Origin of the sequence: Saccharothrix sp. (assembly GCF_031180885.1) — a bacterium.
In the GTDB taxonomy this organism is placed as follows: Bacteria; Actinomycetota; Actinomycetes; order Mycobacteriales; family Pseudonocardiaceae; genus Actinosynnema.
On the sequence record NZ_JAPSLK010000062.1, the window covers coordinates 1 to 23,345 of the forward strand.

Annotated in this window: 17 protein-coding genes; 7 read left to right on the plus strand and 10 right to left on the minus strand. The window is 72.2% G+C overall.

What is annotated here, in order from left to right; genetic code table 11:
• Together RIN75_RS37580 and RIN75_RS37585 are read left to right on the plus strand one after the other, a co-directional pair.
• On the plus strand, positions 1–220 hold a 220-nt coding region (locus RIN75_RS37580; protein ID WP_309116866.1), incomplete at its 5' end, for a hypothetical protein.
• 25 nt (positions 221–245) lie between these two features.
• Positions 246–719: a DinB family protein gene (locus tag RIN75_RS37585; protein ID WP_309116867.1), complete on the plus strand. Its 474-nt coding sequence runs from the start codon at positions 246–248 to the stop codon at positions 717–719.
• 114 nt (positions 720–833) lie between these two features.
• On the opposite strand, the gene RIN75_RS37590 is transcribed toward RIN75_RS37585, so the two are convergent.
• On the minus strand, positions 834–3,722 hold the full coding sequence (locus tag RIN75_RS37590; protein WP_309116868.1) for a M36 family metallopeptidase: 2,889 nt from the start codon (positions 3,720–3,722) through the stop codon (positions 834–836).
• 192 nt (positions 3,723–3,914) lie between these two features.
• On the opposite strand from RIN75_RS37590, the gene RIN75_RS37595 reads away from it, so the two are divergent.
• Positions 3,915–7,388, plus strand: a complete 3,474-nt coding sequence (locus RIN75_RS37595; protein ID WP_309116869.1) for a S8 family serine peptidase — start codon at positions 3,915–3,917, stop codon at positions 7,386–7,388.
• 265 nt (positions 7,389–7,653) lie between these two features.
• On the plus strand, positions 7,654–8,478 hold the full coding sequence (locus RIN75_RS37600) for a hypothetical protein (RefSeq protein WP_309116870.1): 825 nt from the start codon (positions 7,654–7,656) through the stop codon (positions 8,476–8,478).
• A gap of 245 nt (positions 8,479–8,723) precedes the next feature.
• On the opposite strand, the gene RIN75_RS37605 is transcribed toward RIN75_RS37600, so the two are convergent.
• From RIN75_RS37605 to RIN75_RS37645, 9 genes are all read right to left on the minus strand, one after another.
• Positions 8,724–10,457 carry an ABC transporter ATP-binding protein gene (locus tag RIN75_RS37605; protein WP_309116871.1) on the minus strand — a complete coding sequence of 578 codons (1,734 nt, stop codon included), beginning with the start codon at positions 10,455–10,457 and terminating at the stop codon, positions 8,724–8,726.
• The gene (locus tag RIN75_RS37610) at positions 10,454–10,894 is read right to left on the minus strand and encodes a lasso peptide biosynthesis B2 protein (protein WP_309116872.1); all 441 of its coding nucleotides are present in this window, start codon (positions 10,892–10,894) and stop codon (positions 10,454–10,456) included. The genes RIN75_RS37605 and RIN75_RS37610 overlap by 4 nt, the downstream gene beginning before the upstream one ends.
• On the minus strand, positions 10,891–11,148 hold the full coding sequence (locus RIN75_RS37615; protein ID WP_309116873.1) for a lasso peptide biosynthesis PqqD family chaperone: 258 nt from the start codon (positions 11,146–11,148) through the stop codon (positions 10,891–10,893). Before RIN75_RS37615 ends, RIN75_RS37610 begins: the two co-directional genes overlap by 4 nt.
• A 24-nt stretch (positions 11,149–11,172) precedes the next feature.
• Positions 11,173–12,954 (minus strand): lasso peptide isopeptide bond-forming cyclase, encoded by a 1,782-nt coding sequence (locus RIN75_RS37620; protein ID WP_309116874.1) that lies wholly within the window; start codon positions 12,952–12,954, stop codon positions 11,173–11,175.
• Positions 12,955–13,009: 55 nt separating this feature from the next.
• Positions 13,010–13,123 (minus strand): keywimysin-related RiPP, encoded by a 114-nt coding sequence (locus RIN75_RS37625; protein WP_309116875.1) that lies wholly within the window; start codon positions 13,121–13,123, stop codon positions 13,010–13,012.
• Between the two features lie 193 nt (positions 13,124–13,316).
• A complete protein-coding gene (locus tag RIN75_RS37630) occupies positions 13,317–14,429 on the minus strand; it encodes an alpha/beta hydrolase (protein ID WP_309116876.1) in 1,113 nt (370 codons plus the stop codon).
• Positions 14,430–14,451: 22 nt separating this feature from the next.
• The gene (locus tag RIN75_RS37635) at positions 14,452–15,435 is read right to left on the minus strand and encodes an ABC transporter permease subunit (protein ID WP_309116877.1); all 984 of its coding nucleotides are present in this window, start codon (positions 15,433–15,435) and stop codon (positions 14,452–14,454) included.
• Positions 15,432–16,313 (minus strand): ABC transporter ATP-binding protein, encoded by an 882-nt coding sequence (locus tag RIN75_RS37640; protein WP_309116878.1) that lies wholly within the window; start codon positions 16,311–16,313, stop codon positions 15,432–15,434. Before RIN75_RS37640 ends, RIN75_RS37635 begins: the two co-directional genes overlap by 4 nt.
• A complete protein-coding gene (locus RIN75_RS37645; protein ID WP_309116879.1) occupies positions 16,310–16,702 on the minus strand; it encodes a GntR family transcriptional regulator in 393 nt (130 codons plus the stop codon). Before RIN75_RS37645 ends, RIN75_RS37640 begins: the two co-directional genes overlap by 4 nt.
• A 142-nt stretch (positions 16,703–16,844) precedes the next feature.
• Here RIN75_RS37645 and RIN75_RS37650 point away from each other — a divergent pair, with 142 nt between their 5' ends.
• From RIN75_RS37650 to RIN75_RS37660, 3 genes are all read left to right on the plus strand, one after another.
• The gene (locus RIN75_RS37650) at positions 16,845–20,060 is read left to right on the plus strand and encodes a GH92 family glycosyl hydrolase (protein WP_309116880.1); all 3,216 of its coding nucleotides are present in this window, start codon (positions 16,845–16,847) and stop codon (positions 20,058–20,060) included.
• 76 nt (positions 20,061–20,136) lie between these two features.
• Complete coding sequence (locus RIN75_RS37655) at positions 20,137–21,027, plus strand: aminotransferase class III-fold pyridoxal phosphate-dependent enzyme (RefSeq protein WP_309116881.1); 891 nt, start codon at positions 20,137–20,139, stop codon at positions 21,025–21,027.
• A 415-nt stretch (positions 21,028–21,442) separates the two neighbouring features.
• Positions 21,443–23,341 carry a tetratricopeptide repeat protein gene (locus RIN75_RS37660; protein ID WP_309116882.1) on the plus strand — a complete coding sequence of 633 codons (1,899 nt, stop codon included), beginning with the start codon at positions 21,443–21,445 and terminating at the stop codon, positions 23,339–23,341.
• The last annotated feature ends 4 nt before the right edge of the window (positions 23,342–23,345 follow it).

Below are 23,345 nucleotides of genomic sequence, written 5' to 3' on the forward strand. Positions count from 1 at the left end.
CGCTGCCTGCCTGCGCGCTGCCTGCCTGCGCGCTGCCTGCCTGCGCGCTGCCTGCCTGCGCGCTGCCTGCCTGCGCGCTGCCTGCCTGCGCGCTGCCTGCCTGCGCGCTGCCTGCCTGCGCGCTGCCAGCCCGCCCGCTGCCAGCCCGCCCGCCGCCTGCCCGCTCGCCGCTGCTCCGCTCGCCGAGCCCGGGATTTGTCGTACCCCCTGGGTACCGTGAGGTCCAAGATCGAAGGGGGGCTGTGATGGGGGAGAAGGAGGCGCTCGCCGCGTTCCTGGCGGCGCAGCGCACGAGCGTGCAGGCGATCCTGGAAGGGCTCGACGAAGCCGCGTTGCGCACCGCCGTGTTGCCGTCGGGGTGGACCCCGCTGGGCATGGTGGAGCACCTGGGGCACGCCGAGCGGCACTGGTTCCAGGAGATCGTCACCGGGCGAGCCGAGCCGCTGCCCGAAGGCGGCGACCTGCCGATGACCACGTCCCGGTCGGTCGAGGAGGTGTTCGCGTTCTACCGCGAGCAGTGCGCGCTCTCCGACGCCGTCCTGGCCGCCACACCGCTGACCGCGGTCCCGGTGGGCCGCCACCCCACGCCGTTCGCCGACCAGATCGCCGAGTTCCGGGACGTCGTGCTGCACATGATCGAGGAGACCGCGCGCCACGCCGGCCACCTCGACGTGGCGCGCGAACTCCTCGACGGCACAACAGGCCTGGGGCCGCGATGACAGCCCGGCCCCGGAACACGCGTCGGTACGACGGGCCTGCCGCTGAAGCAGGCGGGCCCCCGCTGTTGCGATGACGGCTGCCCTCCTCCGGGCAGCCGCCCACGAGGAGGAGGGTCAGAAGTGGAACGCTTGGAACTCCGCGATGCGGACGGTCTGCGCGACCGCCGGGTTGCCGGTGGTGCAGTCACTGGTGGAGCGCGGGTCGTCGTGCTGCGACCCGGCGTACTCGGGCGCGCCCGTGCACTGGTTGGTCAGCACCCGGACCATCAGGTGGGTCGCCACGGTCGGCGGGATCCGGAACGACCGCAGCTTCAGGTCCGGCGCGGTCGGCCGGGGCACGTCCGCCGGGAACGCGTTGGTCGGGCTGGTGTAGGCCACCCGGAAGTCCGCCGGGTCCGTGCACGCGGAGCCCCGGGCGGTGTTGCACGCCAACACCTCGAACTGCCGCACGGCGGTGAACCGGTTCTGCCCGCCCGCGTCCGGGTCACCCTCGACCGCCGGGCGCAACAGGGCGCTCACCTGCACCCGCTGCACCAGCTGCGGGTGGTTGCCGGCGAGGTCGACGACCACGCCCTTGCCCGCCACGGGTGCGCCGACCGAGGCCCAGTTCGTGGCCTCGGTCTCGTCGATGAGCTTGTCGGCGTTCACCCCGTCGCCGGTCGCGGTCGCGCCGAGGGCCCGGGACGCGAGGTTGCGCGAGGGCAGCGCGTGGACGGTCGTGTCGCCGTGCACGGTCCGCCGCAGCCGCGTGGTCCCGTACCCGTCCGCGACCACCACGAGGTCGTAGGTGCCGGGCACGACCTCCACCGCGTCGGGCAGCGGGGTCGCCGGGTCGGTGTCCGCGACCGGACGGGTCCGCGCCTCGTACTCGCCGACGTAGAGCCGCGCGCCCGGGACGGCGGCCAGCCGGAGCGTGGCGTTGCGGCCGTGCGGCGAGGCGAAGCTCGGCGTCGGGTCGGCGTCGTCCGGGCCCGCGCTGGCCGCGTCGCGCCCGAGCCCGTGCCGGGCGAACTCGGTCCACAGCTCGGCCACGTCCGCGCCGCCGAACCGGATCTCGTTGGCGGCCAGGGTGGCGTCGCGCATGTCCACGTAGCTGACCGCGCCGTTCGCGGTGAGCAGCAACGCGTCGAACGCCTGCTGCACCCACCGCCGGTTGCCCGGGCACTGCTCCACCGGCAGCTGTCCGTCCGCGCACGCCCGCTGCGTGGCCGGGGTGCCCAGGCCGTACTTGGCGATCATCGCCTTGCGCAGGTCGAAGCTGGTCGCGCTCCAGATCTCGCCGTCCGCGTGCACCTGCCGGCCGACCAGGTCGTAGGCGATGTTGCTGTAGTTGAGCGGGCTGCGGCTCATGTCGTAGTTCCGGATGCCCGCCTTCGCGTCACCGGTGACGTACCCGCCGGTCACGTACGGGGTGTCGCCGCGCGGGCGGAAGCCGTACTCGAACAGGTACTCCATCGCGAACAGGTCCGAGTGCGACTCGTTCATCGCGCCCGCCTGCGCGCCCGACCACCCGGAGTCCGGTCCCGCGACGAGCCGGCCGCTGATGGCGTGGGCGTACTCGTGGCCGATCACGGACATGTCGTAGTCGCCGTCCACGCAGGGCGCGTAGAAGCCGCCGGGCGTGGGCTGCCACAGGTACATGTTGGTGGTCGGCGGGACGCCGTCGGGCGGGGTGATCTGGTTGGCGTTGTTGCGGGACGGGAAGTTCGGCGGCGCGCCGCCCAGCCGTCCGCCCGCCTGCGCGTTGCCGCGCTCGGCGTCACCGCCCAGGCCGCCCCGGTCGCCGTTGTCGGCCTGCATGTTCCAGGTCTCCTCGGTGAAACCGAGGTGGTAGGACCAGTCGTGCATCCGGTTGTGCATGGCGAACAGGTTGGCCAGCGCGGCGTCGATGTCGTTCTGCCGGGCGGAGGCGAAGACCGCCGGGTCGCAGCGCTCCTCGTGCCACTGGTTCGTCCACGGGTAGGTGTAGTGCCGGTCGGTGCTGGGCGCGGAGGTCCGGGTGCCCACCGTGCCGCCGGCGAGGTCGTCCCACTTCTCCGTGCTCCGACCGGAGTTGCCCGACGAGGTCGTGCTGGCGGTGCCGGCCACCGGGTCGACGTCCCACGGCAACCCGCGATCGGCCGTGCGCACCGACCGCTCGCACCCGCTGACCAGGTCGGCACACCACCGCACCCGGTTGTCGTGCGAGGAGTAGTCGGCGGGCGGGTTGGCCGGGAAGACGTCCCACTCGGCGTTGTCGGCGTGGTGGTCCACCAGGTCCTCGCGGACCAGCAGCTCACCGGTCCGGGCGTCGACGTAGCTGGTGGAACCGCTCTCCGCACCCACGTGCACCACCTGGTACGCGGTCCGCGCCGGCCCTTCCGGCATGGGCACCGCACCCAGCCGCACCCGCACGGCGGGCCCCAACCCCAGCGCCGCCACCGCCTGCTCGGCCGACAACGTCGCAGGCTCGGGCGCGGCCCGCACCGGGCTCAACGTGGAGCTGAGGTACACCACCGCCCCGTCACGGACCCCGAACGCGGCCAACCCGTCCAGCACAGACGGCACATCGCCGAACCGCTGCCGCAGCAGCACGTAGGCGCCCTGCCCCATCGGCCGGTTGACCAGGACTTCCATCGAGTCCACGGCGTCCTGCGCGAGCCCGAACACCTCCAGGTTGGCACTGAGGTACCCGAGAGCCACCGCGACCGGGTCACCCGCCACCCTCAAGCGCGCCTCGGGCCGGGGCACCAGCGTCGCCGGCGCACCGTACTTGTTCCACCGGACCGTGCCACCCACCTCACCCGCCAGCACCCGCTGCCGCTCACTGGGCTGCGCCGCCCCGGGCCGGTTGTCGAGATCCAAGTGCTCAGCCGTGTCACCCTGCACAGCCGAACCACTCTGCCCGACGTCCGGCTCGACCACGGCGGGCGAGGCCGACGCCCCACCCTCCACGACCACCCCGACCGCCAACACCCACGTGGCAGCGAGCACTACGGCCCGCCGAAAAGCCCGTCTCCGCATCTCGTGAACGCCTTCCTGCGAGCCCGATGGGGATCAACCCGCATTGAGCTTTCCGTTCACGCGCACGGCGCAGTAAGGCCCGTTCGTACGGCACCCGCACGGTCAAACGCCGCAGCCCGCCCCGGGCACGAGGCAACCACGACCACCCGAGCGGCGTAATCACCAGTGCAGTGACCTTTCTGGGGAGGATCCGTGCGCAGAGCACGCTTGCTAGTCGCCGCCGCGCTGGTCGTCGGGCTGTCGAGCCCGGTGACCGCGCAGGCGGACCCGCAGACCCGACCGGACACCGGCGTCCGGACCATCACCCTGATCACCGGCGACCGGGTCTCGGTGGACGGCCGGGGCAACCCCGTCGGCGTCGAGGGCCGGCCCGGGACGCAGTTCGTCCAGTACGTCCGGGACGAGCACCAGTACGTCATCCCGGCCGACGCCCTCGACGACGTCGAACAGGACCGTCTCGACCGCCGGTTCTTCGACGTGACCGCCCTGCTCGACTTCGGCTACGACGACGCCCGCACCGACCGCATCCCCCTGCTGGCCGGTGGCAACGCCCTGCGGGCGGCCAATGCGGTGCCGAAGGCCGAGGCCGCGCGGTGGTGGGCGCAACGGGGCACCAACACCCTCTCCACCGAGAAGGTCTGGCTGGACGGCAAGGCCAAGCTCGCGCTGGACGAGAGCGTGCCCATGGTGGGCGCGCCGGCCGCCTGGCAGGCCGGGTACGACGGCGCGGGCGTCACGGTCGCCGTCCTCGACACCGGCTACGACCAGCAGCACCCCGAGCTGGCCGACGCGGTCGCGGTGGCGCGGGACTTCACCGGCGAGGGCATCCAGGACGACAACGGCCACGGCACGCACGTCGCCGCCACCATCGCCGGCCGCGGCGACCGCCACCGGGGTGTCGCCAGGGGCGCGAAGCTCGCCGTGGGCCGCGTGTGCGGTCGGGACACGGGGTGCCCGGAGAGCGCGATCATCGCGGGCATGGAGTGGGCCGCTCGCGACGTCGGCGCGCAGGTCGTCAACCTGAGCCTGGGCGGTGACCAGAGCGACGGCACGGACCCGCTGTCCCAAGCCGTCAACCGGCTCACCGCCGAGACCGGCGCCCTGTTCGTCGTCGCCGCCGGCAACCTCGGCACCCGCCGCAAGGTCTCCGGCCCGGCCGCCGCCGACGAGGCGCTGGCGGTCGCCAACCTCACCAAGCAGGGCGTCCTGAACGAGTGGTCCTCACGCGGCCCCCGCTTCGGCGACCACGCCGTCAAACCCGACATCGCCGCACCCGGCACGGACATCGTCGCCGCACGCGCCAAGGACACACTGCCCGACGAAGCGGTCGACGACCTGCACGCCCGCCTCACCGGCACGTCGATGGCCTCACCCCACGTCGCCGGCGCAGCGGCCATCCTGGCCCAACGCAACCCGACCTGGACCGCACGCGAGCTGAAGACCCAGCTCATGGCCTCGGCCAAACCCGTCGCCGACGCCTCCGCCAACGTCGGCACCGGCCTGCTCGACGTGAGCCGCGCCATCTCCCAGCAGGTCCGCGCCGACGTGGGCAGCCTGTCCTTCGGTCTCCTGCCATGGCCCCACACCAAGACCTTCGAGAAGACCATCACCTACCGCAACGACAGCGACCAGCCCGTCACCCTCACCCTGACCCACGACCTGGGCGGCAACTTCACCATCCCGTCCACAGTGGACATTCCCGCGCACGGCAGTGCTGCCGCCACAGTCCACCTGGACCCGCGCAAGGGCAACGGCTCCTTCTACGGCACAGTCAAGGCAACGGCCGACGGCATCAACATCACCACCGCCGTCGGCGCGTACGTCCAGGAGGAACGCCACACGCTCAGCGTCAAGGCGATCAGCCGCGACGGCAAACCCCCGCTCACCGGATACGTGGTCGCCGTAGACCTCAAAACCGGGCAGGGCACCGTGGTCAGCTTCGACGCGGAGGGCGGCGGGTCCGCCAGCCTGCCCGTGTCCGACTACGCGATCCTGGGCCGCATCCACGAGTTCTCCCCGCTGGCGAGCTGGTACACACCCGTTTCGGTCACGGAGGTCGCCGGCCGGATCTCCACCACCCAGGACGTCACCCTGACCCTCGACGCCCGCCAGGGCAAGCCGATCACGGTCGCCCTCGACGACCCGACCGTCCAACCCCTGCACCGCATGGCCGAACTCCGCCTACCGCTGGCACCCGACAACATCACCAGCGTCAGCGGCCCGGTCCAAGGCACCACGCCCGTTCACGGACTGACCTTCGGCGACCCGCTCCCTCAACTCGACTACCTCACCCTCCTCAAAGCCGCCCAACCCCGTGTGTCTCTGACAGAACACCTGTTGCCATTGCGCTACTTCGGCGGCAGCGGCTACTTCACCCCGGGCACCCACCGCCTGCGCACCGCCCGCCCGGACGGCGACGTCACCGGCGCCCTCGTCGTGGTCGACGCGACCGGCGAAGACGAATACACCCTCGCCCAACGCTTCAAGGACGCCGGAGCCGCTGCCGTCCTGGTCCTCGGCCCCAGCGGATTTCCCTTCCAGCACCAAACAGCACTACCCGTGCTCAACGCGTCCGACCACGAGGCGGGAGACCTCGTCGCCCACATCGGCCGCGAGGTGACGATCAAGGCCATCGACACCGCACCCGTCAGCTACCACCTGTTCCACCCCGAACACGGCCAACTCCCCGCCGGCAAGACCTACCAGGTGCGCAAGGCAGACCTGGCGGAAGTCAAGGCCCAGTACCGTTCCACCGGTGCCGACGGCATGGTCGGCCACCGCGTCTACCCGACCGGCAACGGCTCGATCTACAACTCCGGCGTCCTGCTCGACGAAGTGGTCGTCGCCCCCGTCACCCGCACCGAGTACTACAGCGCGGGCAACGGCATCGGCTGGTACCGCGAACACTCGATCGGCCGCATGTTCGGCACCGACGTCCGCGACCGGGAAGCCGGCAACTGGTCGGACTACGAAGCCGTCACCTACCGCCCAGGCCACCGGTACCGCACCCAGTGGAACGCCGCCGTGGTGGCACCGCGCCTCCGCGGAACCCAACTCGTGCCCTGGGCCGGCGGAGGCGGCGTGACCCGATCCGGCAACACCATCGAAGCCAAGGTCTCCCCGTTCGCCACCAGCACGGCAGTCGAATCGTGGCGCCGCCGCGCGTCCGGCACCCTGGAACTCAAACGCGACGGCACCTCGCTGGGCATCCACGGCAACCCTTGGCAGGCCGACTGGACCGTCCCCACCGACCGGGCCCGCTACGAACTGTCCGTCACGGCAGAGCGCCACGCACCCCAAACAACGCTGTCCTCCCGGGTCAGCACCACCTGGGGCTTCACCAGCACCGGCACCACCGACGGCCCACTCCCACTCCTGGAGGTCGACTACACAATCCCGCTGGACATCTGCAACAGCGCCAAGGCCAACGTGCCACTGCCGGCCCGCTTCACCGTCACACGCCAGGCCGGCGCCGGAAAGGCCACGATCAAAGACCTGAAGGCCTACGCGTCCTTCGACGACGGCACCACCTGGGTCCCGATCCGATCCTTCGTCCCGCGCGGCGGCAAACCAGGTGACTTCGTCTCCCTGCGAGTCGTCGCCACCGACACCGACGGCAACACCGTCGACCAAACCGTCCACCACGCCTACCGCCTGCGCGCCTAGGGACGCGGCCGGGCTGCGCTCCACCCCGGCGGAGCGCAGCCCGGCACCGGCGCTCGGTCTGCGGGCCGTGTAGGCGTGCAGCGTGAGGCCGCGTTGACGGACCAGTGGTCGCGACCGTTAGTTCCACCGCGGGCGTACTCGTGTTCGACCCTCATTGGCCGGGTCTGTGCTGGAGGTGAAGTTCTGCGCGTCCGCTCCCTGACGACCGCCGCCGTGGTGTGCTCGGGCGATAGCGTGCTGGACGATCTCCGGTCAAGATGGTGGCATGGTCGGCGAGTACTTGTTCAGCGACGACGGAATCCCGGTGATCCCCGGCGAGGAGTTCGCCCGGGAACTGGCCCGGGAAACCGACGAGCGACTCCGCGTGTTGTACAAGGCCGATCGCGAAGTGATGCAGCGCCGGGAAAGGGTCTCCGCCCGTGAAGCAGCCGCGGTGGCGAAGGCCGAGGCGCGGGTGTCCGAGCTGACCTGGCAGCGCTGGGATGTGGAGGACGCCGCCCGGACGCGGGCGGACGCGGAGTGGGTGGCCGCGCACCCCCTGGTGCTGCCCCGGCTGCCGTGGTGGCCCGGTCGCCGCCGGCGGTTCGCGGCCGAGGAGCGGGAACGCAGGCGGTGGGAGTACAAGGATGATCCCGACCGGCGGCGTTTTGTCGAAGAGGCGGTGCGAGCGGAAGCGCAACGCTTCTACGCGGCCTACCGCGAAGAGCACGGAGCCGACTTCCTCGCCCTGCTCGATGATGCCTATGCCGAAGCCCGTGCCGCCCGGGAGCCCGCCACGAAGCGGGAGCGCCTTCGCGTCGCCGCGCGGTTGAGGAGCCAGGTCGTGGTGCGTGTGCTCTACGAACGGCACGACCGGAATGTCCGCTGGGTCGCCGACTTCCTCGGCACGACCCACGCCAAGATCAGGGAGGCTCTCGACCTTCCCGAGCCGCGGCCCCGCACCCGGACGGGCGGCCACGGGTATGGCGGCGGCGACGGAGGGTACTGGGGCGGGGACTTCGGGGGTGCCGGCGGCGATGGCGGAGGCGGCGGAGGTGACGGTGGCGGAGGCGGGGGAGGCGGGGGAGGCGGGGGAGGAGGCGGGGAGTGACTTCCTGCGGAGTGCCTGCGTGGTCACCGCTGGGCAGGACGGAGTCCTCGTAGTCGTCGTGGCCGGCGCCGTAGATGGCGAAGCCCCGGGTGGTTGCGGATTCACCGTGGCGCAGCCGGAACAGCGGCTTGGTGGTGCCGTCGGGGAGGTGGCCGGTGAAGCAGGCGGTGGCGTCGTTGAGGTAGAGGCCGCAAGCGCAGTCGAGTGCTTGGCAACAACCCCCGACCAACCAACGGTCGCGACCACTAGTGGCGCATGCCGGTGAGCGGAGTGCCGGTGAGGTCTCGGTAGGTCGGGCTGGTGTGCAGGAGTTCGGCGGGCGTGCCGTGCGCGACCACTCGGCCCTCGGCGAGCACGACGACCAGGTCGGCGTCGCGCACGGTCGACAGGCGGTGGGCGATCACGAGGAGGGCGCATTCGGTCTTGATCCGGCCGATCGCCTCGGTCACGGCGGCTTCGTTGACCGCGTCCAGGTGGGACGTCGGTTCGTCCAGCAGCAGCAGTGCCGGGCGGGTGAGGAGGGCGCGGGCGAGGACGACGCGTTGGCGTTCGCCGCCGGACAGGCGGCAGCCCCGGTCGCCCACCTCGGTGTCCAGGCCGGCGGGTAGGCGGTCGAGGAGATCGGTCAGGTTGGTGGTGTGCACGACCCGGTCGATGTCGGCTGGGGTGGCGTCGGGGGCCGCGTAGGTGATGTTGTCGCGCAGGGTGCCGTGCAGGATCGGGGCGTTCTGCTCGACCAGGGCCAGGCGGGAGCGGCACTGCGACCGGCCCAGCCGCGCCACGTCGTGGCCCTCCAGGTGGATCGAACCGCTCTCGGGGTCGTAGAAGCGTTCGGTCAGGGCGAACGCGGTGGACTTGCCCGCGCCGGACTTGCCCACGAGCGCGACCAGCGAGTTGGGGGGCACGGTGAAGGACACGTCGTCGAGCACCAGGCGGTCCCGGTAGCGGAACCGGACGTGGCGGAACTCCAGGACGGGGCTTCCGGGCGCCGGCGGTGGCGGGGTGGCGCCTGGGCGGTCGTCCTCCAGCGGTAGGGCGAGGACGTCCCAGACGCGTTGGAGTGCCCCCATCCCGCGTTGGATGGTGGTGATGGCGTGGAACGTCGAGGCCAGCGGCACGGCGAGGTAGGACGCGTACAGCAGGAACGCCACGAGGTCACCGAGAGTGGCCGGGTCCTGGGCCACGCGGACGCCGCCGACCAGCAGGACCAGCAGCAGGGTGCCGTTGGCGGCCAGCTCAACCGCCGGGTCGGCGACACTGGCCAGCTTGGCGGTGCGCACACCGGACCGGTAGGCGGCTTCGGCCTGCGCGCCGATCCGCTCGGCTTCCCGCCGCTCGGCACGGCTCGCCCGCACGGTCCGGATGGCGCCCAGCGCGCGGTCGAGGTCGGCGAGCATCGCGCCGACGCCGGCTTGCGCCCGTTCGCTGGACGCCCGGATGCCGCGCACCGCCCCGACCACGACCAGCCCGGCGACCGCGACCGTGCCGAAGACCAGGGCGAACAGCACCGGGTCCAGCCAGATCATGAGCACCACGATCCCGGCCGTGGTGACCAGGCCGGTGGCGAGGTCCACGAAGGACTGGGCCACGACGTCGCGCAGCACGGTCGTGTCGGCGCCGGTCCGGGACACCAGGTCGCCGGTCCGGCGCTCGTCGTGGACGTGCATGGGCAGCCGCAGCAGGTGGCCGACCAAGGTCCGGCGCAGCCCGAGCACGATGCCCTCGCCGGTGCGCTCCAGCAGGTACCGCCCGAACGCGCCGACGAGCGCCTGCGCGACGAACAGGGCGGCCAGGGCGGCGGCGACCCGCCACGGGGTCGCGCCGCTCCCGGCTTGCGCGACCGCTTCCCGGGCCAGCAGCGGCTGGGCGAGGCTGAACGCGGCCCCGGTCAGCGTCAGCAGGACAGCGCCGGTCACGGCCCGTCGGTGACCGCGGACCAAGGCCAGGAGGTCCCGGACCCGGGCGACCCGTGTGGTCATGGCCCCGACTTGGACTTGACCGGTTCCACGGCGACGAGGCGGACGAAGTAGCCGTCGGGTGCGGGCTCGTCGACCATGCGGCCCTCGGCCTCCACCCACGCGTGCGCCCCGAACGGCGGGCTGCGGCGCGCCCCCGTGCACCACACCGGCCAGCGGCCGGTCATCCGGCACAGCAGGGCGGTGGCCAGCGACCGGGGCAGGCACCCCTCCGGCCCGGCGCAGGTCAGGCTGACCGCCACCACCGCCGCCCGCGCTCGCCGTGCCTGGGCGTAGGTGGCGGGAGCGGCGCCCCGGCGCAGGAACGCCAGGACCTTCCGAATGCCTGTCGGTGCCAGGCGGGCGAGGAGCTGCGCCACCGCGACGGCCACGAGCGCCGCCACCCGCCGGGGTAGGGGAACCCGGTCGGGAGACCTGACCACGGCTCCCGGTGTCGTCACGGTGTCACCAGCCCGGCCGACCGCAGGCTCTCGACCAGCGCGGCGACGTCCCCGGCGGCCCGCGCCTCGTCGACGTCGAACTCCTCGGTCAGCGCCTTGACCGCGTCCTCGGCGCCGCGGCCGTCCATCAGCATCCGCACCACGACCGCGCCGGTCGGGTTGAGCTGCCAGTAGTGCCCGGTGTCCTCGTCGAGCAGCACCACGCCGTACTCGGTGTCCGCCGTGGTGACCCCGGTTCGCAGGTGGAGGGACATGCCGCTCTCCTTTCACAGCAACGCTCACAGGACGGCGGGTCGGCGCAGCGCCCGCAGCCAGACCTCGCAGCCGACGGCGGCGTAGAACGTGGCCTCCCGCAGGTCCGGTGTGGACGGTCGGACGGCCAGATCGGCCAGCCGCCGCTTGTCGACGAGCCCGAGTTCGGCCAGCCGCGAGTCCTCCCACAGCGCGAGCAGGTCGCCGCGGTGCTCGCGCAGGCCCTGCGCGGCGTCCAGGGTCGCCTCGGCCTTGGTGCTGCGTTCCAGGCACTCGTCGGGAACCACACCGCGCATGGCCGCCTTGAGGACGGGCTTGTAGTCGAACGGCGTGATCCGTTCCTCGGGCCGCACGGCCAGGAACGCCTCGATGACCCGGTCGTCCATGAACGGCGAGCTGATCGGCAGCCCCTGGCGCGCGGTGATCTGCTCCCACTGCCGGACGATGCGGTTGGTGGCCCGGATCTGCTCCAGGTCGGAGTGCAGACCACGGGTCGGCCCGAGCGGTCGGGCGGACGGCGCGGCGGCCAGCAGGGCCTCGCGGGCCAGGTCGACCGCCTCGTCGGTCACCCACGGGAACGCCCTGGGCGGCATCCCCCAGCCCAGCCCGGTCGTCGCCGAATCCGGGACGGGGGCGCGCAACTCGTCGGCGCTGTCGGCCAACCAGGCACCATACGAACGGTGGTCGAGCAGTGCGCGGACGGTCGACTGGCGCGTCCAGCGGAACAGCGAGCGGTAGCCGCGCAGCCGGTGCAGCGCCAGGAACGGCCTGGTGCGCATGAGGGTGTGGTAGTAGGCGTCGGAGCCCCAGGCGACGTGGTCGCCGCCGATGCCGGTGAGGTGCAGTCGTGCGCCGCTGCGCGCGAGTTCGGGCAGCCGGGCCAGCACACGGGCGCGGTCGACCACGCCGATGGTGGGCTCGTCCACCACGTCGTCGGCCTCCCGCAGACCCGCGTACACCAGGGGTGACCGGTCGGCGGGCAGCACGTCGTGCCGCAGGCCGGGCAGGTGCGCCGCCGCCCGTCGAGCCCACCGGAGGTCGTCGTCGGCCTCGTCCAGGGTGGGCCAGGTGAAGGCGATGACGGAGGCCCCGCCACGTGCGGCGAGGAAGCAGATCGAGGTGGAGTCCAGACCGCCGGACAGGTCGCAGCTGACCACACCGCCCGCCGCGGTGCGCGCCTCGACCGCGTCGACCAGCGCGCGACGCGCGGGCTCCGCGGCGGCGGCCAGGGACAGTTCCGGTTCCGGCGGGTACCACCACCGGCCGCTGCGGGTGCTGCCGTCCCGTTCGAGCACCAGGTGGTGGGCGGGGTCGAGTTGGCGCACACCGCGCCACAACGGGACGTCGGCCAGCGGGTGCGGCACCGGGAACAGCAGGCGCACGGCGAGTTGGCGCTCGTCCACGCACGCTCCCGCGAGGCGGGCCAGGACGTCCGCGCGGTCGGCGGCTACGGTGACGCCTCCGACCCGGGTGTGGAACACCAGCCGCAGACCGGACGCGGTGCCCCGCACCAGCACCCGTCCGCCGACCGACGCCACGAGGTGGAAGCTGCCGGGCAGGCGTCGCGCCACCCGGTCGACGTCGTCGAGGTCGTGCACGCGTTCGGCGTGCCGGCGGAGTTCTTGCACCGGACAGCACCCGATCACGGCCAACCGGGTGTCGCCTGCCTCGGCCACGGTCACCGCGTCCGGGGGCAGGTCGGACGTCAGCCACGGCCGCCCCGACGGATGTGCCCAGGTCCGTGGCCCACCCACAGATCGGGCCGCGGTGACGGCCCCGTCGCAGTCGGGGAAGACTGCGAAGCCCACCGCACCGCGGCCTTCGGTTTCCGGGGGTTCTGTCATGTCCGTGTGGACGTGACGGTCAGTGCTTGCTCAGCACGATGTGGTCGCGGCCACGGCGACCGAGGAAGCCGGTCGCGGTCTTGAACGCGCCGCAGTCGATCAGGACCGGCGCCTCGTACACGCGTTTCTTCATGCCGATGTCCTTTCCTTGCGGGGGAATCCTTCCGTGCCACGTGGACGGCCCCACCGGAGTACCACTCGCGGCGTCCGATTCATACGGTTGGGCCCGCGGGTCACGCGATGAGGTGACAGGCGCCCGAACAGCCGCCGCCGCGGTGTCGAACGCCTGTTCACGACCGCTTATCCGCAAATAGGGACTTCCGGCCCTAGCCGCAAAAAGTGACTTCCGGATAGCGGGGAGAGGCCTGGTCCAGCAGCGGCCGGTGGCGGTGGCGCAGGTGGATGTCCAGGAACGACCCCACGTACGCCCGCGTGATGGCCTGGGTGCGCGTGCCGGTGAGGGTGGCGCCGACGTCCACGCCCAGGTGGTCGGCGAACAGGCCCAAGTCGGTGAACGACGCGTGCTGGGCGCCGGTCACGGACAGCCACCGCTTCCAGCCGGCCATCTTGGCGAAGTCGGGCTCCCACGGGCCGGAGCACGCCGGGACCGGGACGTTCGGCGGGTACCTGCCGAGGAACAGGAACGGGCGGGTGAAGGTGTCGTCCTTCAACGGCGTGTGGACGCGGCCGTCGATGTCGAAGCCGGCCTTGATGCGCGGGTCGGCGAGCATGGCGGTCAGCGCGCTGCCGCCACCGGCCGAGTGCCCGCCCATGGCGATCCGGTCCGGGTCCACCAGGCCGGGTCGCTTGAGGAGTTCGTCCAGCACGAAGGAAACGTCGGCGGCGCGGCCCTGGGCGAGCTTCACCCAGAACTCCGGCAGGTGGTCGACCTCGCAGGACGCGCAGCCGGCGAAACGGCCGTCCGGGAAGCTCGTGCCGTAGTTCTCGTAGGTGTGGCCCACGACGGCGACCACGTACCCGTGGCTGACCAGGTCCTCGGCCAGCGCGGAGAGCGTGGCGCGGGGCTTGGTGTAGCCGGGGGAGAGGACCACCAGGGGACGGCCCCGCGGGCGGGGGAACGGGCGGGCGTCGGCCGCCGAGTGGGTCTTGGTCCGGGCGAGGAAGTCGGGCGGCAGGTCGGTCAGGCCGCCTTCGGTGAGCATCGCCGAGGACTCTTCGGCCGTCATGTACCGCGTGCGCGGGCCGCCGGTGGGCAGCGCCGGGTAGAACAGGGACACCATGAGTTCACGGCGTTCCGTGGGCACCCACGGGTCGGCGCGCGTGGAGTCCTTGAGGTGCAAGGTTTTGCTGCCCACGGACAGCGGGCCGGTCGGGGCGGGTAACGCCATGGGCTCGGTGCCTCCGGGTTCGGCCTGGGCGATGGCGGGTGCCACGGCCACGGCCAGGGCGACCGCGGTGGCGACGATGGTGCCGCGCATGGGTTTCCTCTCGTTCGCGCGGTCAGGACAGATGGCGCAGCCGGCGGAAGCAGAACCAGCCCAGCAGCGCCGACAACACCAGGAACAGGCCCAGCTCCACCCACTGGAGCGGCCAGAACTTGCTGCCCGGCAGGTACACCAGGTGCTGGCGGTAGCCCAGTTCGGTCAACTGGGCCATGCACTTCCCGATGGTCCCGCGCTCCGGGAACGCGTCACCCGAACCCGGTTTGGGCAGGCACTTGTGGACCACCTCGGGCAGCGGGTGCACGGGGGTGCCCGACGAGTCCACGGTCTCGTTGGTCAACACCCACGCGTCACTGGGCGCGGCCACCTTCACCGACTCCAGCACACCGGACTCGTTGCCGTTGATCTGCCGGATGTTCGACGCCGTGATGGCGACCGACTCGTCCGTGGCGGGCAGCAGGTGCGGGCGCACCAGGAACGGGACCGCCACCTGCACGGCGGCGAACAGCACGAGCGTCAACGCCATCGCGGTGACGGTGCGGCGCACCACCATCCCGACCGCCACCCCGAGCACCAGCGCGAACACGGCGTACCCGACCGGAGCCACCCCGCGCCCGGCGAACACCTCGGGCATGATCCGGGCGAGCTGGTCGTCCTCCTTCTCCGCGAACGCGTCGATCGGCGCGGCCCACCAGGTCACCGCGAAGCTCAACACCCCGGCCGACGCCACCGCCACCGGCACGCCGACGCCGAACTTCGTCGCCAGCCACCGGGTCCGGGTGATGCTCTGGTTCCACACCAGGTTGTGCGTGCCGGTCTCCAACTCCCGGGTCACCATCGGCGCGCCCCAGAAGACACCGATCACGACCGGCAGCGCGTACACCGCGAGCAGCGTGCCCGTGAAGAGCACGTCCACGTCCGAGTAGTTCGTGCGGCCGACCAGGCGCGGGCCGGTGATCGCGAGGACCACCGCGACGGCCGCCAACCCCGCCCACACCGACAGCGCCGGCACCCGGAACTGCCGCCACGCCAACCACGTCATCGCAGGACCTCCAGCGCGGGCCGGCTCTCGGCCGGGTTGCTCATGTACTCCAGGACCAGGTCCTCCAGGCTCAGCCCGCCCACCGACCACGCCGGGTCGAGGATCGGCCCGTCGGTGCGCACGACGACCGTGGTCTGGCGGTCGGTGTGCTCGGCGGACACCACGTGCTGGTCGGACGGCATGGTCGCGAGGTCGCGGCGCGGTCCGGTCAGCCGGTGGTGACAGGCGAGCAGGTCCTCCACGTCGCCGACCAGCCGGACCTGCGACTCGACCAGGACGACCAGGTGGTCGCACACCCGTTCCAGGTCCGCCACCAGGTGCGAGGACATCACCACGGACAGCCCGTGCTCGGCGACGGACTCCATGAGGTCCTTGAGGAACTCCCGGCGCGCCAACGGGTCCAGCGCCGCGACCGGTTCGTCGAGCAGCAGCAGTTCCGGCCGCTTGGCGATGCCCAGCGTCAGCGCCAACTGGGCGCGCTGCCCGCCGGACAGCTTGCCCGCGGCCTTCCCCGGGTCGAGCCCGATCCGCTCGATCCGCTTGCGCGCCAAGCCGTCGTCCCAGCCGGGGTTGAGGCGCGCGCCCAGCCGCAGGTGCTCCTCGACGGTCAGCCCGGGGTAGACCGGGGTGTTCTGGGCGACGTAGCCGACCTTGGCCAGCTGCGCCGGCCCGCTGCCGGGCACCCCGCCGCACACCTCGATGGTGCCGGTGGTCGGTTCGAGCATGCCCGACGCCAGGTTGAGCAACGTCGACTTGCCCGCGCCGTTGGGACCGACGAGGCCGGTCACGTGCCCGGCGGGGATCTCCAGCGAGCAGCGGGTCAACGCCCACGTGCGCTTGTACTTCTTGCCCAGGCCCTGGGCCCGCAAAGCGGTCACGCTATGTCCTCTCCGGCTTCGGTGCGAAACGTGGCGGCGAACAGCGCCTCGATGCTCTCGTCGTCCAACCCGGCCCGACGGGCCTTGGCCAGCCAGCGCCGCAGGTCCTGGCGCAGCGGGGCCAGGGTCGCGAGCGGCACGCCGGGCGCGGACGCGGTCACGAACGTCCCGACGCCCGGCCGCGCCGCGACCAGTCCGGTGTGCTCCAGCTCCCGGTAGGCCTTGAGCACGGTGTTGGGGTTGATCGCGAGGTCCGCGACGACGTCCTTGACCTTGGGCAGCTGGTCGCCCTCCCGGATCAGCCCGAGCCGCAGCGCGTGCCGCACCTGCTGGACCAGCTGCTGGTAGGGCGACAGGCCGGACCTGGCGTCCAGGTGGAACTGGATCACGGGGTCACCTCCATTTATCTAGCTTCCTAGCACTATAGGGAAATGACACTGACTCCGCCACTGGACGCGGTGCCGCGCATGGGCCAAGGTCGAGGGGAGCGCTGTTGTCTGACAACGTTGTCACCCAAGGAGGCCCCTGCCGATGCGACTCCTCCGACGCGGCACGACCGCCGTGCCCGTTCTTTCTGGGCTGGCCCTGGCCCTGCTGCTGCCCGCCCAACCGGCGCGCGGCGAGCCCACGACCGACCCGACGACCCTGGTCAACCCGTTCATCGGCACGCAGAACTTCGGCAACACGTTCCCCGGCGCGAGCACGCCCTTCGGCATGGTCCAGGTCAGCCCGGACACCGGCGGCCAGGGCGGCTACGACTACCTCCAGGACTCGATCCTCGGCTTCAGCCAGACCCACCTGTCCGGGGTCGGCTGCGGTGTCGCGGGCGAACTGCCGGTCATGCCGACGACCGGCGCGGTGGACAACGTTGACATCGCGGGCTACCGCTCGAAGTTCTCCCACGAGGACGAGGAGGCGACCCCGGGCTACTACCGCGTCGGCCTCCAGCGCTACGGCGTCGACGCCGAGCTGACCGCCACGCCGCGCACCGGCTGGCAGCGCTACACCTTCCCCGCCGGCCAGGCGAACGTCCTGTTCAACACCGGCCGCGCCAACCAGCAGGTGCTCGACTCGGAGATCCACGTCGTGGGTGACCGCACGCTGGAGGGCCGCGTCCGCGCCGGCCGGTTCTGCGCCGGTCACGACGAGCACACGGTCTACTTCACCGCGAGCTTCGACCGGCCGTTCACGAGCTTCGGCACCTGGCGCGGCACCACGAAGTCACCCGGCGTGCCGGACGCGTCCGGCCCCGGCGGCAACGGCGCGTGGGTCACCTTCGACGCGGTTCGAGACCCGGACGTCGTGCTCAAGGTCGGCCTGTCCTACACGGGCGTCGAGGGCGCGCGCCGCAACCTCGCGGCCGAGACCGGCGACTCCTACGACTTCGACGCCGTCCGCGCCCAGGCTCACCGTTCATGGGTGGATCGCCTGAACCAGATCAAGATCGACGGCGGCACCCCCGAGCGCCGTGTGGCGTTCTATACCGCTCTCTACCACTCGCTGCTGCACCCGAACCTCGCCGGGGACGTGGACGGCCGTTACGCCGGGTTCGACGGCAAGACCCATGTGGCACAACGGTTCACGCCCTACCAGAACCTGTCGCTGTGGGACACCTACCGGCCGCAGAACCAACTCCTCGAACTCCTCGAACCCCAAGTGGCGCGGGATGTGGCCCTGTCGGTCGTGGCGGCCGGACGTGACGGCGGCTGGCTGCCGCGCTGGGCGCTGGCCAACAGCGAGACCAACATCATGACCGGTGACCCGGTGACCCCGTTCCTGGTCGAGGCATGGTCCCGGGGCCTGCTCGACGGCCACGAGCAGGAGGCCTACGACCTGCTCAAGCGCAACGCCACCACCGTCCCGCCGGCCGACTCGCCGTACAACGGCCGGTCCGGCGTGGAGTACTACGCGCAACGCGGCTACATCCCGTCCGGCCTCAAGCTCGGCACCGATTGCCGGCACAAGGGCGGCGACAATGACTGCGTCCACCCGGCGTCGGCGACGATGGAGTACGCGGCGGCGGACGCGGCGCTGGCGGTCATGGCGCGCGGACTCGGCCACGACGCCGACGCCCGGATGTTCGAGCGGCGCGGCCAGTGGTTCCGCAACCTGTGGGACGGCGAGCACTTCCGCCCCCGCACGGTGGACGGGACGTGGCTGTCGCCGTACAACCCGGTCGACGCGGCGCACCAGTTCCACGAGGGTGGCGCGTTCCAGTACCAGTGGCTGGTCCCGCAGGACCCCAACGGCCTGGTCGAGCTGATGGGCGGCCGGGCGGCCACTGAACGCCGGCTGGACGCGTTCTTCGCCTACGAAAAGCTGCTGGCCGACCCGGCGCGCACGGTCCGCGAGGACTGGATCACCCAGCCCTACGACTACTACGGCAAGCCCACCTACAACCCCAACAACGAACCCGACCTGCTCGCCCCGTACTTCTACCTGTCCACGGGCACGCCCGCGAAGACCGCGACGGTGGTGCGGGCGGCGATGACGTTGTTCACCACCGGCCCGGACGGCATGACCGGCAACGACGACCTGGGCACGATGTCCGCCTGGTACGTGTTCTCGTCGTTGGGCCTGTACCCGACGATGAGCGGCGGCGACTTCCTGGCGCTGTCCAGCCCCCAGTTCCCGGCCGCGACCGTCCACACCGGACACGGGCGTTCGTTGAAGATCACCGCGCCGGGTGCCTCCGACGCCAACCGGTACGTGCGGAGCGTGTCGTTGAACGGCCGGGACGTCCGGCGCACGTGGCTGGACTGGGACGACGTGGCACGCGGCGGCACCCTGGCCCACCGCTTGAGTACTGAGCCGTCGTCCTGGGGCACGGGGCGGGGCGCGGAGCCTCCGTCCGTCAACCGGGCTCGCCCCGACGACCGCCGGCACGTGGATGCGTCGCTGCGGGGCAACGCGGCGGTCCTGCCGTCCTCGGACACCGCGCAGACGGTGACGTTCCCGCTGGACGTCCTGGCGCAGTCGCCGGGCGCGGTGGTGGTGTCGGTCGAGGCCGCGGCTCCGGCGGGCTGGCAGGTGTCCCGCGTCCAGCCGATGGTCCTGGTCTCGGGCCGGCTGCCCGTGCAACGGACGGTGCCGTTGACGGTGACCGTGCCCGCCGGGACGCCGGTCGGCACGTACCCGGTCGAGGTCGTCGTGCGCGGACCGAACACGGTGACCCGGACCGGGACCGTCGAGGTGCGGCCGGCGGCGACCTGCGTGGGTGACCCGTGCGCGGTCGACCTGACGCGGGAGCTGAACCACGACGGCACGGCCACCGTCGAGGCCCCCGCCTCGGGCGACTTCGACGGCCAGGGCTGGAGCTACGACGCGGCCCTGCTGCCCACCGGCCCGGTGACCTGGAACGGGGTGACCTACCTGGCGCCGGACCCGACCGGGACGGCGGCCAACTTCGTCGAGGCGCGCGGCCAAGCGGTACTGCTGCCCACCGGCCAGTACGGGACGCTCAACCTCGTGGCGGCATCGCACAACGGTCCCGTCACCACGGCCGTCGCCGTCCGGTACACCGATGGCACCACTGCCGAGCTGCCGATCACTGTGGGGGACTGGGCGGGTTCGGGCGGAACCGTCGTCCTGGACATGCCCCACCGCATCAAGGCCGGTAAGGGCGTGGACGGTCCTCCGGTACGCCTGTTCGGCCTGGCCGCGGCCCTCGACCCGGCCAAGTCCGTGCGCTCGCTGACCCTGCCCGCCGATCCCCGCGTGGAGGTCTACGCGCTGACACTGAACTGAACTGGCCGGCTGAACTGGCTGAACTGGCCGGGCTTGAACCGGCTGGGGTCCCAGGGGTGGTCCGACACCGGGCGTCATGGACCTCGACGAACTGGTCTTCCACCCCTGGGTCGCGCAGGGTCCGCGCAGCGCGCTCACGATCGTCGCCGAGGAGGGCAGTCACGTGGTGGCCGTCGACGGTCGCCGCTACCTGGACTTCAGCTCGCAGCTGGTGTTCACCAACCTCGGTCACCAGCACACGGCGGTGGTGGCGGCCACCAAGACGCAGGCCGACCGGCTGTGCACGCTCGCCCCGGCGCACGCGAACGACGTCCGGGGCGAGGCGGCGCGGCTGATCGTCGAGGTGGCGCCGGAGGGGTTGGGGCAAATCTTGTTCACCACCGGCGGCACGGGGGGCATTGAGCACGCGGTCCGGATGGCGCGCCTGGTCACCGGCCGCCCTAAGGTCCTGTCCGCATACCGCTCGTACCACGGCTCCACCGCGACCTCGATCCACCTGACCGGCGACCCGCGCCGCTGGGCGTCGGACACCGGGACGGCCGGGGTGGTGCACTTCTTCGGCCCGTTCCCGTACCGGTCAGCGTTCAGCGTGACCACGCCGGAGGAGGAGGGCGAGCGCGCGCTGGCGCATCGCGAACAGGTGATCCTGGAGGAGGGGCCGGCCACGATCGCCGCGCTGGTGCTGGAGTCGGTGACCGGCAGTTCCGGGGTGGTCGTGCCGCCGCGCGGCCACCTGCGCGGGGTGCGGGAGCTGTGCACGCGGTACGGGATCGTGCACATCGCCGACGAGGTCCTGACCGGCTTCGGCCGCACCGGGGCGTGGTTCGCGTCCGACCATGAGGACGTGACCCCGGACCTGCTGGTGTTCACGAAGGGCGTGAATCGGCTTATGTCCGCTGGGCGGCGTCCTGGTCAACGACCACATTTACCGTGTGTTCACACGAACGCCCGTACCCGGCGGGCCTGACCTACAGCGGCCACCCACTCGCGTGCCCGCCGCCGTCGGCGCGATCACCGCCATGCACGAGGAGGACATCGTCGCAGCGGCGGCCCGATTGGGCACGGAAGTCCTGAAGCCCGGCCTGACCCGACTAGCGCCGAGAAACACCGCTGTGTAGGCGTGTCCGGGGTATCGGTGCACTGTGGACACTGGAACTCGTGTCCGACCGCGACACCAAGGAACCACTGGGCACGCCCGCCATGAACGCCTTCGTGTGAACGTGCCGCGACCGCGATGTGCTGACCCTGGTCCTGGGCAACCGCGTCCACATCGCCCGCCGCTGAACATCACCGACACCGACGCGGCCACCGGGCTCGCCGTGCTGGACGAAGCCCTGGCGGCCGAGGACCTGGATCAGCCGCGGAGGCGGTAGCCTGCCGGGGTGGAGCCTGTCGGCGAAGGCGATCAACCCGGCTTAGCCTCGTTCACCGCTACCACCGGCACGACGGCGGGGCCCGTCGTCCAGGCCGGGCACGTCCACGGTGACCTGCGTGTCGAGTACCCGGCACCGGCCCGTGCGCCGAGCACGCCGGGACGCCCGGTGCGCGAGATCGACGACCCGGGCGACCTGGAGGTGCACCCCGCCATCGAGGTGCCAGGCGCCCGTGGTCGGCTGCCGTCGTACGTGGATCGCGCCCACGATGAAGTCCTGCGCGCCCGTGTCCGCCAGGTGGTCGACACGGGCCGCAGCGCGGTGGCCGTCCTGGTCGGCGGTTCGTCGACGGGCAAGACGCGGGCCTGCTGGGAAGTGCTGCAGATGCTGCCGGACGACTGGCGGGTGTGGCACCCCATCGAGCCGGGGCGTCCCGAGTCGGTGGTCGACGCCGTGGGCGACCTGAGCCCGCGCACCCTGGTGTGGCTCAACGAAACCCACCACTACCTGCTGACGCCGGGGAGCTCGCTCGGCGAGGAGGTCTCCGCCCGGCTGCGCGCCCTGCTGCGGGACCCGGCACGCGCGCCGGTGGTCGTCCTGGGCACGATCTGGCCCGAGTACTGGGCGGAGTTGACCACCACGCCCTCGTTCGAACAGGACGGCGATCGCCCCAAGCCGGACATGCACGCGCAGGCCAGGGCGTTGCTGGTGGACAGCGGGATACCGGTCCCGGACAGCTTCGACGGTTCCGCGCTGGGGACGCTGCGGTCCACCGCCTGGCGCGACCCCCGGCTGGCGCACGCCTTGTCGTACGCGGAGGACGGTCGGATCACCCAGTACCTGGCCGGTGTGCCCGCGCTGCTGGAGCGCTACGACAACGCGCCGGTCGCGGCACGCGCGGTGGTCGACGCGGCGCTGGACGCCCGCCGACTGGGGCACGGCGTGCTCCTGTCGCACGAGTACCTGCAGTCCGCTGCGCCCCACTACATCGTCGACGACCAGTGGGACCTGCTGCCGGACGACTGGCTGGCCGACGCGTTGCGGTACACGGGTGCGCCCTGCCGGGGAAGTCGTGGACCGCTGACCCGCGTGCGTGCCCGTCCCGGGCGGGCCGAGCCGGACGGGCACCGCTACCGGGTGGCGGACTACCTCGAACAGGCCGGCGGCGATCGGGCCGTTCCCGACGGGGTGTGGGAGGCGTTGACGGCACACGCCCCGTTGGAGGACCTGCCGCGGATCGGTTTGGCGGCGCGCAGAGCGTCCGTCCCGGCGCACGCCGCACGGATCTACGCTCGGCTGGCCGAGGCCGGCGACGCGGACGCGCTGTTCATCGCGGCCGACCAGTTCCGGCGCGCGCACGGCGCCGACCACGCGATCGCGTGGCTGCGCGAGCGTGCGGTCGGCGGCGACCCGCGTGCGGCGCGCGGGGCGGCGGACCTGCTGCACAAGACCGGTCGTGCCGAGGAGGCCGTCACGTGGTACCGCTTCGCGGCGGACGCGGGTGACGCCATCTCATTGCACACGGCGACGGAGTTGCTGGTGGCGCTGGGCCGGGAAGACGAGGCGCTGCGGTGGCTCGGTGCGCTCGGCCCGACCGCCGCGCGACTGGGAGGTGACATGCTGCGGCACGCGGGACGGCTCGACGAGGCCGTGACGTGGTACCGCCGCGCCGCGGAGGCTGGAGATCCGCAGTCGACGCACGCGCTGATGTCGTCGCTGCTGCGCCTGGGGCATGTGGACGAGGCCGTGGCGTGGCTGCGCCGCCGGCACGGTGAAGGGGACGGCCGCGCCGCCCGGCTCGCCGCATACTTGCTGCTCAAGGCAGGCCGTCCGCACGAAGCGGCCGAATGGGGCAAGCTCGCGGAGCCGAAGGGCTCTGGGTCGGCCGAGCCGACCCAGAGCCCGTAGCGGA

What these genes read in the sequence shown, in the direction of transcription:
- RIN75_RS37600 (WP_309116870.1), top strand. Translation starts at nt 7,654, where the DNA reads ATGGTCGGCGAGTACTTGTTCAGCGACGACGGAATCCCGGTGATCCCC.
- RIN75_RS37615 (WP_309116873.1), bottom strand. Translation starts at nt 11,148, where the DNA reads ATGTCCCTCCACCTGCGAACCGGGGTCACCACGGCGGACACCGAGTAC.
- RIN75_RS37630 (WP_309116876.1), bottom strand. Translation starts at nt 14,429, where the DNA reads ATGCGCGGCACCATCGTCGCCACCGCGGTCGCCCTGGCCGTGGCCGTG.
- RIN75_RS37650 (WP_309116880.1), top strand. Translation starts at nt 16,845, where the DNA reads ATGCGACTCCTCCGACGCGGCACGACCGCCGTGCCCGTTCTTTCTGGG.
- RIN75_RS37590 (WP_309116868.1), bottom strand. Translation starts at nt 3,722, where the DNA reads ATGCGGAGACGGGCTTTTCGGCGGGCCGTAGTGCTCGCTGCCACGTGG.
- RIN75_RS37605 (WP_309116871.1), bottom strand. Translation starts at nt 10,457, where the DNA reads ATGACCACACGGGTCGCCCGGGTCCGGGACCTCCTGGCCTTGGTCCGC.
- RIN75_RS37585 (WP_309116867.1), top strand. Translation starts at nt 246, where the DNA reads ATGGGGGAGAAGGAGGCGCTCGCCGCGTTCCTGGCGGCGCAGCGCACG.
- RIN75_RS37635 (WP_309116877.1), bottom strand. Translation starts at nt 15,435, where the DNA reads ATGACGTGGTTGGCGTGGCGGCAGTTCCGGGTGCCGGCGCTGTCGGTG.
- RIN75_RS37655 (WP_309116881.1), top strand. Translation starts at nt 20,137, where the DNA reads ATGGACCTCGACGAACTGGTCTTCCACCCCTGGGTCGCGCAGGGTCCG.
- RIN75_RS37625 (WP_309116875.1), bottom strand. Translation starts at nt 13,123, where the DNA reads ATGAAGAAACGCGTGTACGAGGCGCCGGTCCTGATCGACTGCGGCGCG.